At 35.5% G+C, this 14,735-nt stretch carries 15 protein-coding genes; all 15 read right to left on the minus strand.

Annotation, left to right across the window (positions count from 1 at the left end; all coding sequences use genetic code 11):
- Positions 1 to 5: 5 nt before the first annotated feature.
- The gene (locus QOR44_RS04715; RefSeq protein WP_000042576.1) at positions 6 to 1,319 is read right to left on the minus strand and encodes a sensor histidine kinase; all 1,314 of its coding nucleotides are present in this window, start codon (positions 1,317 to 1,319) and stop codon (positions 6 to 8) included.
- The gene (locus tag QOR44_RS04720) at positions 1,303 to 1,983 is read right to left on the minus strand and encodes a response regulator transcription factor (protein WP_000590620.1); all 681 of its coding nucleotides are present in this window, start codon (positions 1,981 to 1,983) and stop codon (positions 1,303 to 1,305) included. The genes QOR44_RS04715 and QOR44_RS04720 overlap by 17 nt, the downstream gene beginning before the upstream one ends.
- Positions 1,984 to 2,144: 161 nt before the next feature.
- Entirely contained in the window at positions 2,145 to 4,694 is a 2,550-nt protein-coding gene (locus QOR44_RS04725) for a M1 family metallopeptidase (RefSeq protein WP_000859375.1), read from the minus strand.
- A 145-nt stretch (positions 4,695 to 4,839) separates the two neighbouring features.
- Positions 4,840 to 5,493, minus strand: a complete 654-nt coding sequence (gene phoU / locus QOR44_RS04730) for a phosphate signaling complex protein PhoU (protein ID WP_000946330.1) — start codon at positions 5,491 to 5,493, stop codon at positions 4,840 to 4,842.
- A gap of 33 nt (positions 5,494 to 5,526) precedes the next feature.
- The gene (gene pstB, locus QOR44_RS04735) at positions 5,527 to 6,285 is read right to left on the minus strand and encodes a phosphate ABC transporter ATP-binding protein PstB (protein WP_000193363.1); all 759 of its coding nucleotides are present in this window, start codon (positions 6,283 to 6,285) and stop codon (positions 5,527 to 5,529) included.
- 11 nt (positions 6,286 to 6,296) lie between these two features.
- Positions 6,297 to 7,100 (minus strand): phosphate ABC transporter ATP-binding protein PstB, encoded by an 804-nt coding sequence (pstB, locus tag QOR44_RS04740; protein WP_000852852.1) that lies wholly within the window; start codon positions 7,098 to 7,100, stop codon positions 6,297 to 6,299.
- Positions 7,101 to 7,111: 11 nt separating this feature from the next.
- Positions 7,112 to 7,999 carry a phosphate ABC transporter permease PstA gene (pstA, locus tag QOR44_RS04745; RefSeq protein WP_000992187.1) on the minus strand — a complete coding sequence of 296 codons (888 nt, stop codon included), beginning with the start codon at positions 7,997 to 7,999 and terminating at the stop codon, positions 7,112 to 7,114.
- A complete protein-coding gene (gene pstC, locus QOR44_RS04750; RefSeq protein WP_000795717.1) occupies positions 7,989 to 8,906 on the minus strand; it encodes a phosphate ABC transporter permease subunit PstC in 918 nt (305 codons plus the stop codon). The genes pstA and pstC overlap by 11 nt, the downstream gene beginning before the upstream one ends.
- A 45-nt stretch (positions 8,907 to 8,951) precedes the next feature.
- Positions 8,952 to 9,818, minus strand: a complete 867-nt coding sequence (locus QOR44_RS04755; RefSeq protein WP_017647148.1) for a phosphate ABC transporter substrate-binding protein PstS family protein — start codon at positions 9,816 to 9,818, stop codon at positions 8,952 to 8,954.
- A 178-nt stretch (positions 9,819 to 9,996) separates the two neighbouring features.
- The gene (locus QOR44_RS04760) at positions 9,997 to 11,307 is read right to left on the minus strand and encodes an RsmF rRNA methyltransferase first C-terminal domain-containing protein (RefSeq protein WP_000775409.1); all 1,311 of its coding nucleotides are present in this window, start codon (positions 11,305 to 11,307) and stop codon (positions 9,997 to 9,999) included.
- A 67-nt stretch (positions 11,308 to 11,374) separates the two neighbouring features.
- The gene (locus tag QOR44_RS04765) at positions 11,375 to 12,139 is read right to left on the minus strand and encodes an inositol monophosphatase family protein (protein ID WP_000338948.1); all 765 of its coding nucleotides are present in this window, start codon (positions 12,137 to 12,139) and stop codon (positions 11,375 to 11,377) included.
- The gene (locus tag QOR44_RS04770) at positions 12,129 to 12,410 is read right to left on the minus strand and encodes a UPF0223 family protein (protein ID WP_000625908.1); all 282 of its coding nucleotides are present in this window, start codon (positions 12,408 to 12,410) and stop codon (positions 12,129 to 12,131) included. Before QOR44_RS04770 ends, QOR44_RS04765 begins: the two co-directional genes overlap by 11 nt.
- Positions 12,403 to 12,816: a Spx/MgsR family RNA polymerase-binding regulatory protein gene (locus QOR44_RS04775; protein WP_000631264.1), complete on the minus strand. Its 414-nt coding sequence runs from the start codon at positions 12,814 to 12,816 to the stop codon at positions 12,403 to 12,405. Before QOR44_RS04775 ends, QOR44_RS04770 begins: the two co-directional genes overlap by 8 nt.
- Before the next feature lie 42 nt (positions 12,817 to 12,858).
- Positions 12,859 to 13,791, minus strand: coding sequence for a bifunctional riboflavin kinase/FAD synthetase (locus tag QOR44_RS04780; RefSeq protein WP_000690918.1), 933 nt, complete (start codon positions 13,789 to 13,791; stop codon positions 12,859 to 12,861).
- 12 nt (positions 13,792 to 13,803) lie between these two features.
- Positions 13,804 to 14,688, minus strand: a complete 885-nt coding sequence (truB, locus tag QOR44_RS04785) for a tRNA pseudouridine(55) synthase TruB (RefSeq protein WP_001883507.1) — start codon at positions 14,686 to 14,688, stop codon at positions 13,804 to 13,806.
- Positions 14,689 to 14,735 lie beyond the last annotated feature (47 nt).

Genomic DNA, 14,735 nt, shown 5'->3' on the forward strand with positions numbered 1-14,735 from the left:
ATGGCCTAACCTTTTACTTTTGGTAGTTTTATCTTAAAAATACTGCCTCTAGGTTTATTATCAATTACTGTAATATTACCTCGCAGTGAGTTAACGATTTGTTGAGCTAAAGAAAGGCCGAGGCCAAACCCTCCTTGTTGTCGTGTTCTTGCTTTGTCAACACGATAAAAACGATCAAAAATTCTGACTTTATCCTCCTCTGAAATTCCTGGTCCATTATCAGCGATTTCTAAAAAGAGATACTTATCAGTTTCAGATATGGTAAAGTCAATGCTACCATCATTGTCAGTATATTTTATAGCATTATCAAATAAAATAGTCATGAGTTGTTTTAGCAGTGTCTTATCTGTTTTGAAACTATCTTGGATCATATTATGTCCAGTAAAATTTTTACCATTCTCTTGGGCGATTAGATCATAATTCTCAAAGATACTATCAAAAAGTGTAGGCTTAATAACAGCTAATTCTGGTTTGATTCCATCATCACGTCTTGCTAAGTTTAAAAGATTAGTGGTTAAAATACGCATATTTCGTACTTCATCTAGACTTGAAGCGATATTTTCACTATTTTCTAAAATGGTGGCATTCGGTTTTCTGAATAGCGTTTCTAGGCGATTTTGTAAGACAGCTAGAGGAGTACGCAGCTCGTGGCTAGCATTTTCGACAAAAGCCTTCTGTCTTTCGTAGTTTTCTATAATCGGTTTTTGTGCCCATTTAGCTAAGTAGATACTTGCTCCAATTGAAATAATCCAAAAAGTAGTCATGACAAATATAATAATTTTTTCATAGCGTTCTTTAGCATTTACTAATTGATCAATATTAACAATAGCTGTCATGTAAGTCACATTAGGATAAGCAGGGTTATTAACTTTTACGGTGACAGCATGATATGTCTCATCTTGACCAAAGATGTTGGTTAAAGTTAATTCACTAATGCCACCTAGATTTTTTTTATTAGGTTTTAAAAACTGATAGTTTGAAAATGCGTCAAAATAGTTAATGACTTCTTCTTCTGATGTAAAAAGAATAATATCAGTATTAGCTACTGTCTGACCGCCGGGTTTTAACTTGACACTTGCGATATTGGAGTTATCTAGGTAGGCAGCGGTACGTGACATAACCATATTGATGTAATTTTTAGGATGGGTACTGATATACTTTAAACTACTATCAACAGAAGAATAAACACCATAGCGCATGACTTGGAGGATGATAACAGTCATAACCAGAAAAATACCACTAAAAACTGTGAAAAAATGGATAAAATGACTATCTGAGACATTTTTTTTGAATTTACTTATCTTAATCGGTTTCGACATGCTTTAAAATATATCCTACACTACGCAAAGTTTGAAGGTTTTCTGAAAAAAGTGTTCCTTTTAATTTTTTCCGAACCTTAGAGACATAAACTTCTACAACTGAAATCGTTGTATCACTATCAAATCCCCAAATACGATCAAAGATTTGAGATTTCGGTAAGATAACATTTTGATTTTGAAGGAAATAGACTAAAAGATCAAACTCTTTACCTAAGAGCTCAACTTCTGTTTGATTAACAAAGGTTGAGTTAGTAGACATGTCTACGCGAATATCACCATAAATTAGGCTGTTATCATTAAATTTTCCAGAACGCTTTAAAAGAGCCTGAATTCGCATTTTTAGTTCTTCTAGGTAAAAAGGTTTTGTTAGATAATCATCAGCACCTAAGTCGAAACCTTGTCCCTTATCATCAATGCTTTCTTTAGCGGTCATTATTAATACAGGGGTTGTAATACCTTTTTCACGTAGCTCTTTCAACACTTGGAAGCCGTTTTTTTCAGGTAACATGAGATCTAGAAGAATCAGATCATAGACTCCACTTTCGGCTTCGTAAAGACCCTCTTCTCCATCAAAAATTTGCATGACATCGGCAAAGTCATCAAGGAAATCAAAAACGGAATTGGAAAGACTCAAGTCATCTTCAATTAATAAAATTTTTATCATAGTATATCCTTTCGATGTACATATTTTATCTGAACTATTAATATTAGAATACCAAACTTTGCTTAATAAATCCTAAATAAAGTATGTTTTATGTCAACTAATTTCATGACACAGACAAAGAAATAGAGATTGAATAATCCATCAATCTCTATTTGAGTTTATTAGGTATATTTTTTGATAGTATTGATAACTTCTTCTTTTTGCTTCGTGATTAAAAGGACACGAGCAGAAATTTCTTTAATTCCCATTGAAATATTACGGCTAATCGCCATATCGCTTAATTGAGGCTCGAAAAAGTTTTTATATTGTTCAAGGCGTTCTTCTGTTTTGAAACTACTTGAGGGATAAATCACAAATTTATCAAAACTCATATCACCACCTAGAGTTGCTTTGATCCATTCCCAGTTTTCTTGGGCCCACTCCCAGACACTTTCTTGTGTAAAAGAATTTTTAAGGAAAGTAGCATACCAACTCATAGCTAAGTCTTGTGGTTTCACAATATCTTTATTTTTCCAATCTGACAATAATTTCTTGAGTGTCTTGCTATCTGTAGTATGAGATAAAGCACTCGCTAGTTGTCGTTTGAAATTCCCATCGGTAGTAGTACTATAAGTCTCTAATAACAAGTGGCTAAGTTCTTTGGATTCGAAATGCTTCATTTCATTGGTAAGAACTAACAGGCGAATTGCAGCTGGTATAGCAGCGATATTATTTTCGTGGGCTTTAAAAATATGGTGAGCTTCTTCAATAGCATGTTCATTATCTGAGTAGAGAGCAAGGCTTAGGGATAGATGACGGACCATTTCGCTATCATCTCCTTCTCCTTCTCTTTTTTCAAAGCCAAGTCTATTAAAATTAAATGCTGATAATTTATTAACAAATTTTTTAAAGTCGAATTCATCTTGGCTATCTTCCTGGACGAATAAGGATAAACCATCAATAACACTCTTAATAGCAGAGTTAACAAGATATGATGTCTCTTGACTCAAAAGAGAGACTAAAGGTATTAAACTACTGTATGAAATCATACCACTTTCAGCAAGTAAATGACGTTCTTGTACAATTTGTAGTTTAGAAATGTTATCCATAAGAGGAAGATCAGAAATGATATGCTCTAAGAGTTGACCTTGATAGTTAGTAATGTAATGTGCAGTATTTTCAGTATTGAAACGCAGTGCACCATTTTCTTTGTTCTTTTCAGCTAACTGACTAAAATTGGGGATTACTACCGTTTCCTCTGTTAATATCTCTGGGATTCCTTCCCAATTACTATTAAGAGGAATTTGCCACAAGCGAGACTTATCTTCGTGTTCACCAATAAAGAATTGTTTTTGAGTTAAAACGAGGTCATCTTCTTCTATTTTAGCTGCCATCACAGGGTATCCTGGTTGCTCTAACCAAGAATCCATGAAAGCTGCAACATCTTTTCCTGAGGCTTGAGAAAGTGCATTCCAAAGGTCACGACCAATGGTATTTTGATATTGATGTTTTTCAAAATAAATTTTTAGCCCTGCGGCAAAATCTGTATCGCCTAACCAGCGACGTAACATGTGCATGAGGCGGCTACCTTTTGCATAAACGATAGCTGGATCAAAAAGTGTGTTAATTTCATCAGGATGATTGACCTCAACGTGAACAGATTGGACGCCATCTGTGGCATCACGCTTAAGAGCTAATGGTAGACCACCTGTTTGAAAGTCTTCAAATATATTAAGTTTTGGTTCAATATAATCAATTGATACATATTCCATCATATTAGCAAATGATTCATTTAACCATAAATCATCCCACCATTTCATAGTAACGAGGTTACCAAACCACTGGTGAGCTATTTCATGTGCTACAACTAATGCTACTTGCTGACGGCTGGAAACACTAGAGTTCTCATCTACTAAAAGATAGACTTCACGATATGTTACTAATCCCCAATTTTCCATAGCTCCAGCAGAAAAATCAGGTAGAGCAACATGGAGTGACTGAGGAATAGGATAACGTACACCAAAGTAGTCCTCATAAAACTCAATAACACGCACAGCGATATCTAAAGAAAAATCTAATTCATTTAACTGATGGGCTTTTGTAGCATATGAGCCAACAAGAGTGCCGTTTTTGGTATGTGTTGTTTTACCATGCAATTCCCCTAAGGCAAAAGCTAATAAATATGATGACATTTTAGGTGTGGTGTCAAATGTCCATAAACCTGTTTCTTGACGTTGTTCAGCATTGATTTCCGGCATATTTGAAAGAGCAATCTCTCCTTCTTTTTGATCGAATTTTAGGCTCAAATCAAAGGTTGCTTTTGCTTCTGGTTCGTCAATACTTGGGAATACTTCACGAGCAAAATGGCTTTCAAATTGTGTGGAGATAACCTCTTTTTTGATGCCATTAACTGTATAGTAAGATGGATACATACCTGTCATATTATCGGTAATGTGACCGCTGAATTCAAAGACTAATACCATGCTACCAGTTTCATGCAATTGAATATGCATAGCTTCATTGTCTTCATCTAGTTGGAAATCTAATGGTTGATTATCTAATAGGACAGATTTAATGGTTAACCCTTTTTGGTGAAAAGAGATATTGTTATCTAAGGCTTCGCCAGACACAGCAACGTTACCTGAAAAGGTTTTAGTTTGACGATTAATATCCAAGAAAAGGTTATAGTTTTCAGGGACAAATTTGGTAACAAAATGTTCTACAGTTTTCATATAACTCCTAACTAATTCAGAAACATTTGAAACATTACTAGTCCTGTATGGGCTAGAAAAGATAGAAAAGCTGTAACAAGATAGTTACAGCTTTTCTATCGCACGAACTATACTTACAATTACCACTCTACAAGCAATAATTATATCATAACTCGATAATTTTTCCAGTTTTTAAATAAACAATCCATTCACAGATATTTTTGCCATAATCCCCAATTCGCTCCAAGTGCATCAAGACTTGGAAGTATTCTTTGGCGGCAAATGCTACGTCAGGATGCTTTTGAATTGTTTCAACTACCATTTTTTGGATATCACGGAAGTAATCATCAACTATTTCATCCATTGCTGCTACTTCGTAAGCTTTTTCATCATCACCATTGATATAAGCTGTTAAGGCTTCTTCAAGCATGTTTTTAACTGCTTTTCCCATATTATTGATTTCTAGTTCTACTGCTGGTATTCTTTCCTCGCCCTTCATACGGATGGTTGCTTTTGCAACTGCTGCTGCATGGTCTCCCATACGCTCAACATCACTAGTAGCTTTTAAAACGGTAATAACGGTGCGTAAGTCTTGTGATACAGGCTGCTGGAGTGCAATAATTTCCAATGATTTTTTCTCTAACTTCGTTTCAAAGTTGTTAAGCGTTACATCATCTTCTATCACTTCTTTAGCTAACTCTCGATCATGACTGACAAAAGCACGAACTGTTTTTTTGATTTGTCCGATAGCTTCAATTCCCATTGCATAGAATTGGTTATGCAGTTTATCTAATTCTTCATCAAATTTTGATCTTAACATATTGTATTCTCTTTCTGATCTTATTATATGGTATTAACCGAATTTACCTGTAATGTAATCTTCAGTTTCTTTATGTTTAGGATTCATAAACATTTCTTTTGTATTGCCATATTCAATTAAGTTACCGTCTAAGAAGAAACCTGTACGATCAGAAATACGTGAGGCTTGCTGCATAGAACGTGTAACAAGTAACATGGTATATTGATCTTTTAGACCATGTAAAGTCTCTTCAATTTTACCAGCAGAAATTGGGTCAAGTGCAGAGGTTGGCTCATCTAGAAGGATAATTTTAGGCTTGGTAGCAAGGGTTCTGGCAATACAAACACGTTGTTGTTGACCACCAGATAAACCAAGAGCAGAGTCGTGTAATCTATCTTTGACCTCGTCCCAGATAGACGCGCCCTTCAATGAAGTCTCTACGGCTTCATCTAACGTAGCTTTGTCTTTTATTCCTTTGAGTCTAAGACCATAAACAACATTTTCAAATACTGACATAGGAAATGGATTAGGCTGCTGAAAAACCATCCCAATTTCTTTACGAAGTTCTACGGTATCAGTGCGTGGGCTATAAACATTATGTCCGTTATACATCACTGCTCCTGTTAGAGTGACTTCAGGATTTAAGTCTCCCATACGGTTAATAGCTCGTAAGAGTGTTGACTTTCCAGAACCAGACGGACCAATTAAGGCTGTAATTTCATTAGGATAGAAGTCCATTGAGACTTCTTTTAAAGCTTTTTTCTTATTATAGTAAACAGACAAATCACTGACTTGTAAAATAGGTTGTGTCATCTTTTACCTCACTATCCAAATCGACCAGAAACATAATCGCTAGTAGATTGACATTTAGCATTTTGGAAAATGTTATTCGTTTTATCGTATTCGATTAAGTCTCCAAGATAGAAAAATGCAGTATAATCACTAGCACGTGCTGCTTGTTGCATATTATGTGTTACGATAATTATAGTGTAATTTTTCTTGAGTTCAAACATTGTCTCTTCTAGTTGCATAGTTGCAATCGGATCGAGTGCTGAAGCAGGTTCATCCATTAAGAGAATTTCTGGTTTAACTGCGATAGCACGTGCAATACATAATCGCTGCTGTTGACCGCCAGATAAAGTGAATGCTGATTTATGAAGGTCATCTTTTACTTGATCCCATAGAGCAGCTTGTTTTAGTGAGGTTTCGACAACTTCATCTAAGAATTTTTTATCTCTTACACCAGCACGCTCATATGCAAAGGTAATGTTTTTATAAATTGATTTTGCAAACGGGTTTGGACGTTGGAAAACCATTCCGATATGTTTTCGCATCTCGTAAACATTGATATCTTGAGCGTTAACATCAATTCCTTCATACATGATTTGTCCAGTCACGCGTGCAATATCAATCGTATCGTTCATACGATTTAAGCTACGAAGATATGTTGATTTTCCACATCCAGATGGGCCGATTAAGGCTGTAATTTTATTTTTTTCAAATTGCATATCAATTCCCTTGATAGCTTCTTTCTCACCGTAGTAAACGTGTAAATCTTTTGTGGTGAGAGCTGAATTTTCTTCAGGGAAGGTAATGATATGGCGTTCGTCCCAATTATATTCTGCCATTACTACTCCTTTTAATTAGACGAGGTTAATTTTGAATGAAGTTTCTTACCGATCGAGCGAGCTGAAAGGTTGAAAATAAGAATAACAACCAATAAGACTGCGGCGCTACCGGCAGATACTTGTGTTGCATCAGGGATTGTCCCTTCGCTATTAACTTTCCAAATATGAACAGCTAAAGTTTCTGCTTGACGGAAAATTGAGATTGGACTTGTAACACTAAGGACGTTCCAATTTGACCAATCAAGTGCTGGAGCAGATTGACCAGCTGTATAAATAAGTGCTGCTGCCTCACCGAAAATACGTCCTGAAGCTAGCACAACACCAGTTACAATACTTGGCAGAGCTTCAGGGACAACGACGTAAATGACCGTTTCCCAACGAGAAATACCTAGGGCTAATCCTGCTTCACGCTGTGTGTGGTGTACATTTTGAAGGCTATCTTCAACACTACGTGTCATTTGGGGTAAGTTAAAAACAGTAAGTGCTAAGGCACCTGAGATAATTGAGAAGCCATATTGAAATTGAACAACGAAGATTAGGTAACCAAACAGACCAACTACAACAGAAGGAAGAGATGACAAAATTTCGATACATGTTCTAACAAAGTTTGTTAAACGTCCTTTTTTAGCATATTCTGAGAGGTATATTCCAGCTCCTAAAGATAGAGGAATAGAAATAATCAGAGTAACAATGAGTAGGAAAAAGGAATTGTATAATTGTATTCCAATACCGCCTCCTGCTTCATATGATGATGATTTCCCAGTTAAAAATGACCAAGATACGTGTGGCAATCCGCGAACAAGAATAAAAATTAAAAGAGAGGCGAGGATTGTAACGATGATAGCTGCAATACTATAGAGTATTGCAGTTGCTAATTTGTCAGCCTTTTTAGCGTTCATAGTTTTTCTTTCCTTCCCTTGTAATTAATTTAATAACTGTATTAAATGCTAAACTCATAATTAAAAGTACTAAGGCTAGCGACCAGAGGACATTGTTTTGTACAGTTCCCATTACAGTATTACCAATACCCATTGTTAGAACAGACGTTAATGTTGCTGCTGGTGTTGTCAATGATGTTGGTAAAATTGCAGAGTTTCCGACAACCATCTGAATTGCTAGAGCTTCACCAAATGCACGTGCCATACCAAAAACAATTGCAGTGAAAATTCCTGGACGTGCAGCGTTTAATATAACACGCCAAATTGTTTGCCAACGAGTTGCCCCCATGGCTAAACTTGCTTCTTTATAGTGACGTGGCACAGCTCTAAGGCTATCTACTGTCATGAAAGTAACAGTTGGTAGGATCATGACGAAGAGGACACAGACCCCAGATAAAATGCCAAAACCTGTTCCCCCAAAAATAGAGCGAACGAAGGGAACAATAATCTGTAAACCAATAAAACCGTAAACAACAGAAGGAATCCCAACTAGTAATTCAACTGCAGGTTGTAAAATTTTAGAACCATATTTAGGTGAGATTTCAGTCATAAATACGGCAGCCCCGATAGCAAATGGTGTAGCAATGATAGCTGATAGAATAGTAACAATAAATGATCCAGCTATCATTGGAAGAGCACCAAATGACTTAGCACTTGGTTCCCATTTTGTATTAAATAAGAAGTCTGTTAATTTAACGCCATCAACAAAAAATGTAGATAGTCCTTTTTGAGCAACAAAAATCAAAATCATCGCAACAATGAAGACGATTAGGGCAAGCGAAAGAAAAGTTATTCCTTTACCAAATTTTTCTAATCGAGAGTTTTTTGAAGGAGATGTTAATTTTTTAGCTAATTCTTGATTTTTCATAATTCCTCCTAGGATCAAGATGCTTTATCTAGATGTGATTAAGTTTTATTTTGGGGTTACTTTACCTTTGGCATCTTTAACAACTTTCATGTCGTTAATAGAGATGTATCCCATATGTTGTACGATACTACTTTGAACTTTATCACTCTTCATGTAGTCTAAGAATTCTTTTGTTAGACCTGTTTCATTACCTTTTGTATACATATGTTCATATGACCAAAGTTTCCAGTTGTCGGTAGTAACATTTTTAGCTGTTGGCGCAAAACCATTTAGTTTTAATGTTCCGACAGATTTATCAACGTATGCAAAAGCGAGGTATGAAATCGCACCAGGTGTTTGAGAAACAATTGATTTCACCATACCATTTGAATCTTGTTCTTGGCTTTGAATAGGAGCAACATTTCCCATAATAGTATTATCGAAGGTTGCACGGGATCCAGAACTTGCTGCTCGATTGATGATGGAAATATCTAAATCTTGTCCTCCCACTTCTTTCCAATTCTTAATTTTTCCTGCAAAAATATCACGAAGTTGGTGGGTGGTTAGATTTTTAACATTAACTTTTTTATTAACAATAACAGCTAATCCAGCTACTGCGACTTGATGGTCTTTCAATTTCTTAGCATCAATACCATCTTTTTCTTCTGCAAATAAGTCGCTATTACCAATTTGAACAGCTCCAGACTGTACTTGTGATAAGCCTGTTCCTGAGCCTCCTCCTTGGACATTGATAGTCTTACCGAGGTTTGTCTTACCAAACTCATCTGCTGCAGCTTCTACAAGTGGCTGTAAGGCGGTTGAACCAACGCTGGTGATTGATTGACCTTTATCAATCCAATTAGCACAACCAGACAGCGTCAATAAGACGGTGGCTAGCAAGGTTAACAAAAAAATGTTTTTTTTCATTTTCATTTTCCTATTCTTTTGAATAAATTTTGATATTTAATAGTTGATATATATTACTAAAATCATTGAGTGTTTAATGATTTACAAATAGTAAAAACACACATCACTGTCCCATAGTACCATAAGTTTCTAGGGTTTGAAAAGTATTTCTTTTTCCTTTTTTATTAAAAGTATTCAATAACAGTTATGTCTGAAATCGTAGTCCTTTAGGGTAATAATTTTTAAGAGTATTATTTGTCACTTTTGCAAAACCTAATCCATTGCCTTTTACAAGAATTTGATACCAACCGTTTGGAACAGTCTTGTCTAGTTTGACTACATTTCCAGATACGTACACCTCAAACTGTTCTATATCAATTTCAATAGACTGTACTAGGTCATGTTCGCTAAGTGCCATTCCTAAAGCAAACGATGGCTCAAAACGATTCTTCTTGAAAGTGCCTAGATGGAGACCATTGCGTGCTATTTTTAATTTAGACAAATCAGGGAGACCATTAGGTAGAAGATAGAGTTGGTCGCCGAAAACATCTAAAACACCGTTCAAGTCTATCTTTAAATGGTCTTGTGCAAATTGTTGCCACAATTGTAACTGCATTTTATTTATTTTCTGTGCTTTTGGCTTAATTTTCTGTGCTTCCTTAGGTCTAGTATCTCTCAGTTTTGCAACGAATTGTCCTTCACCTTGAAAATGATGAGGGTACATCCTTGCAACTTGTGGTACATTAATCCCTTCAACCATCCCATTTAGTTTAGGAATATCAACAAGTTCTAAGTAATCATACTCTTGAAGGAGCCAATTAACCACTTCTTCGTTCTCTTCTGGTGACCATGTACAAGTAGAGTATACAAGTATACCACCACGAGCTAGCATTTTGATTGCTTCTTTTAAAATATCTCTTTGTAACTGTGCACATTCTGTGGGGTAATCTTTGTGCCAATATTGTATTGCTTGAGGGTCTTTGCGGAACATTCCCTCACCAGAACACGGACCGTCAAAAACAATAAGATCAAAAAAAGAATTAAAACATTTGGCTAGTCGTTGGGAGCTTTCATTAGTCACGATAACATTTCTAGCACCAAAACGTTCGACATTTTCGACTAAAATTTTACTACGTTTATTTGAAATTTCATTACTAACTAATAGACCAGTATTGTTTAAATATGATAGAAGGTGTGTTGTTTTTCCACCAGGTGCAGCTGCTAAATCTAGCACTTTCATTCCTTCTTGTGGTTCAGCAATCTGAGCAACTATCTGAGCAGCAGGTTCTTGAGAATAAACAAGGCCAGTTGTGTGTTCTATGGATTTTCCTGATATTTTCCCATAATGCCCCCAAGGGGTACTTGGGATGGCATTTGGAAAATCAAGTTGCTTTTCTTTGAGAGGATTGGTGCGATATGCCGATATGGGTTTTTGTTCAAAACTGTCAAAAAAAGCTTCTGCTTCATCTTTAAGTATAGTCTGATATTTTTCAATAAATTCATTCGGTAATTTCATGTTTCTATTATACTATATAATCACGGTCGTGCAAAAAAACCTTCTATTTAATTAGAAGGTTTTAAGTTTATTTTTTGGTAAGGTAGGATTGGATAAGATTTAATTTCGACTTTGGTAGGAACATTACTTTTTGTCTTGTTGAATAGTTTGGTTCTTCCCCATCAAGCGTTAATAAGGTAAATCCTAATGTCTCCCCCATGATTTTTGCTGCAGCATAATCCCAAGGTTGAATATACGAAAAATAAGCTAATAATTTGCCCTGCATGACTTTTGCCATGCTAATTCCAGCACCACCATAGATACGAACACCTAAAGTTTCAGAAGCTAAATGGGCAATACCGCAATCATTTTCTGCATACATAGCAGAATTTACTCCAAGTAAGCAACGTTCTAAAGGACACTCTTGAAAAGGAACAATTTTTTTATCGTTAGCATAGACATCAAAATGTCCTCCCCCGCTGTAAAGAATATCAGCCATAACGTCGTAGATGATACCAAATTGTCCAACGCCTTCTTCGTAATAAGCTAACATAACAGCAAAGTTATCTTTTTGAACAATAAAATTAACGGTTCCATCAATAGGGTCTAAAACCCAAACATTACCTTGAGCAATGGGTGAGCGCACATCATCCTCTTCGGCAAGTATATTATCATCTGGGTAATGTTGAATAATTTCTTGAATTAATAATTTTTGTGTTTTTTTATCAAGACTTGTCACTAAATCATCAAATCGAGACTTTTCCTCAACATCAAAAGTATTTTGCATCTCAGATTTAATGAATTGACCAGCTTTATACACTAATTGTTTAGCGAAATCAAATTTAGCGTCCAAGTGAAATAAATCCTTTCGCTTGTTGTTGTGCTGCTTTAACAGCTTGATAAGTGGAATAACCGCTAGTTCTCTGGAATTCACGGTCAATTTGTTTTTCCTGCGCCTTGGATTTAACAACTTTTTTAAATTCTTTATAGCTATCTAGCAAATTATCAACTTTAACACTATTTTCATAGGCGTGTTCAACTTGATTTAAAAAGCGAAGTACCTTAGTAATATCTTCCGTATTCCACGAAGGATCAAGAGGATAACTATAATTACTACTAATCATGTTTTCCCTCAATTTCAGCACGAATAGTGGCCTGTTTCAGTTCTTGTTTACGATAGTCACGCGGTAAGAAGGCACGAATTTCATCCTCATTAAAACCAATCTGCATACGTTTTTTGTCTAAAATAATTGGGCGTCGTAAAAGACTTGGATTTTCTGAAATTAATTCCATTAATGAAGATGTTGATAATTCGTCTACATCAATAGCAAGTTTTTGAAAGACTTTTGAACGTGTGGAAATAATGTCTTCTGTACCATTTTCTGTAAACGATAGAATTTGTAATAGTTCTTCTTTATTGAGTGGACTTGTAATAATGTTATGCTCTTCAAAAGCAACCTCATGCTTACTTAGCCAAGCACGCGCTTTTCGGCAACTAGTACAGCTGGGTGATAAAAATAAGGTAATCATATAACCGCCTCTTGTATTTACTAGAGACTATTATACAAAAAATTAAAGAGTTTGACTATCTTTTTTCCAATTTAAAGCAATTTCTTTATCTTTTTTAAGTTGTTTTACAAGATCGTCAATACCATTAAACTTTACCATTTCTCTGATTCTTTTTAACCAGAAAATTTCAATAGTTTCTCCATAAATGTCGCCATCAAAATCAAAGATATTAGCTTCTAAACGAAGTTCTGTACCACCAAAAGTGATATTTTTTCCAATGCTCGTCATCGCTCTATAATATTTTCCATTAATCAGAACATTGGAAATATAAACACCGTCTGCAGGTAAGTAAGTGCGATTAATGGGAGCTAGATTAGCAGTTGGGAACCCTATAGTTCGTCCTCTAGCATCGCCATGTACTACCATGCCACAGGTTGAAAACTCATAACCCAAAAGTTGGTTAGCTTTCTCAACATTACCTTCTGTAATCAATTGACGAATACGTGTAGAAGAGATTTTTTCACCACCTTCAGAAATTTCATCAATAATATAGACTGGTCCCTTGAAATTACGCGCTAGATAATCACCACTGGTACGATTATGACCGAACTTATAATCAAAACCGACAACAGCAGCTTTTGCTCTGAGACCATAAATATATTTCTTAATAAAAAGGTCAGAAGATACTTTTGAAAAATGGCTGGTAAAATTCATTAAATATAACTCATCGACGCCATACTCTTGAAATTTTTCAGAACGTTTTTCTGGAGAGGTAAGATGTAGCAATAATTCAGGTTGGAAGCGAGCGAAGGTTAGACGAGGTGTCTCATTAAACGTTAAGACGACAATTTTCAATTTTTTTTCGGTCGCGATTTTTTTAGCTTTATCAAAGAGGGCTTTGTGTCCCAGATGTAAGCCATCAAAATAGCCCAAAACTAAGACGCAATCTTCTTTAGCTTGAATATCTTTATAATCATTAATGTAATGGATTTTCATGATTGACTTTCTTTATAACAATACTTTGTGTGGTTTAAATTCGTTGCCACGTTTTTCTAGTATAGCGATAACTCTATTTTCATAAAAAGCTGCTAAGGTATCTGCTTCATTTTCTAATAAGATACGACGTCCGTATGAGATTTCAACTTTATCTTCCTCAGTTAGGTTAACTTTTGGGAGATCTAAAACACCATATTCAATTGGAAGTAAAAATGAAAAATCTTCTTGCTTATATTTTTCATTAATTTCTTCAAGCGTTAATGATTGTGTAATGGATAATCCTGCAGATGAAGTTCTTTTTAGGAAAGACATATGGCTAGCATATCCTAGTTTTATTCCTAGATCAACAGCTAACGTCCTAACATAGGTACCTTTACTGCATGAGACGTAGAAACTAAAACGGCAGATGCCTTTTTCGAAGTACAATGGGCTTGTGCGTCTAAATTCAGAAATTGTTATTTGTCGTTTAGGTCGCTCTACTTCTTCTCCTGAACGAGCATATTCATAGAGCTTTTTACCATTTACTTTAACTGCTGAATACATAGGAGGAACTTGTGTAATTGGACCGATAAAACTTTTCATCGCATGATCCACAACATCCTCGCTAAGATCGGATTGAGTTAGTGGAGTTCTTGAAATAACCTCTCCACTAGAATCTTCTGTACTTGTGGCATATCCTAAAGTGATTTCTCCTTCATAAATTTTGCCACTTTCTGTCATATATTCAATAACACGAGTGGCTTTTCCAACCGCAATTGGTAAAACCCCAACAACATCTGGATCAAGAGTTCCGCCGTGTCCTATTTTTTTTGTATGTAGTATCTTTCGAAGCTTGAATACAGCATCGTGTGATGTCATTCCAGCTTCTTTCTTTAAATTAATTATTCCTGTAATCATGTTTTATATTATATCAGTAAATAAGCGGTAACACAAAGAAAGGAGCG

Source organism: Streptococcus agalactiae, from assembly GCF_949788565.1.
Taxonomy (GTDB): domain Bacteria; phylum Bacillota; class Bacilli; order Lactobacillales; family Streptococcaceae; genus Streptococcus; species Streptococcus agalactiae.